Origin of the sequence: Nostoc sp. (assembly GCF_036916655.1) — a bacterium.
In the GTDB taxonomy this organism is placed as follows: Bacteria; Cyanobacteriota; Cyanobacteriia; order Cyanobacteriales; family Nostocaceae; genus Nostoc.
Genome location: NZ_JBALFY010000013.1, coordinates 1 through 1,402, shown reverse-complemented (window position 1 = coordinate 1,402; position 1,402 = coordinate 1). Strand labels below are relative to the sequence as shown.

1 protein-coding gene is annotated in these 1,402 nt (G+C 44.4%); it reads left to right on the top strand.

Features of this window, described 5'->3' with window-relative positions; all coding sequences use genetic code 11:
- A partial coding sequence (locus tag V7L31_RS03565) for a PAS domain-containing protein (RefSeq protein WP_334694977.1) occupies nt 1–1,402 on the top strand: 1,402 nt, incomplete at both ends.

Sequence of the window (1,402 nt, the reverse complement as noted above, 5' to 3'; positions counted from 1 at the left end):
GTGCTGCAACTTCGGGGAGAAATCGATCTCTACCTCAAAGTTGCATCGGGGAAACCGAGTCTTAACTTATTCAAAATGGTGCGCGAGGGTTTGCTTATCGAGCTACGGGCGACAATTTATCAGGCACAACGGCAAAAAATTCTCATTAGAAAAGAAGGAGCATATCAATCAAGACCTGAAAGTTGCCAATGAAGAAATCCTCTCTAGTAATGAAGAGTTACAAAGCACCAATGAAGAGCTAGAAACTGCCAAAGAAGAGATTCAGGCAACCAACGAAGAACTCAACACCACTAATGAAGAACTTCGTAGTCGAAATCTGGAATTACACCAAGTTAACAACGATCTCACGAATTTGCTTGCCAGTATTAATATTCCGATTTTGATATTGACTTTAGACTTACGCATTCGACGTTTTACGCCAATGGCGCAGCGACTTTTCAATTTGATTCCCGCCGATGCTGGACGACCTTTGAGCGACATCAGAGTAAATCTCGATGTTCCTGAGTTAGAAACTCTAATTTTGGAGGTTCTTGACACACTCAGCATCAAAGAATTAGAAGTCCAAACTCTGGGGGGACATTGGTACAACCTCCGCATCCGTCCTTATCGCACCACAGAAAACAGGATTGATGGTGTAGTGTTGGTGTTAATAGATATTGATGGTCTTAAACGCAGTGCCGCAACCTTAGAACAAGCCCGGAATTACGCTGAAGGGATTGTGGAGACGGTACAAGTGCCCTTAATCGTCCTTGATTCTGATTTGCGGGTGAACAAAGCCAATCGCTCGTTTTATGAAACATTTCAGGTTTCACCATCAGAGACAACGCAATCTCTGATTTTTGAACTAGGGAACGGTCAATGGAACCTGCCCGGATTGCGATCGCTCTTAGAAGACGTTGTTGCCAACGATATCAGTATTGAAAACTTGGAAGTAGAGCATCGTTTTGAGCGGATTGGGGAGAAAACCATGCTGCTCAATGGTTGGAAAATTATTGAACAGGGAGAGACTGAAAGGATTTTGCTGGCGATTGAAGATATCAGCGATCGCAAACAGTTAGAGTTAGAGCGATCTAAGCTTTTAGCACAAGAGCAGTCAGCCCGTCAAGACGCGGAAATTGCCAACCGAGCCAAAGATGAATTCCTGTCGAACCTCTCCCATGAACTTCGTAACCCGCTTAATACTATACTCGGCTGGGCGCAACTTTTCCGCACCCGCGATTTAGATTCAGAAGCAGTCATTCGTGCCTGGGAAGTGATCGAGCGGAGTGCTAAAGTGCAAGCTCAGTTAATCGATGATATGCTCGATCTCTCCCGAATTACGAGTGGCAAGCTTCATTTAAATACTCGTCTAATCGATCTAGTTTCAGTAGTGGATGCCGCCATTGAGTCTATCCAATTTTCC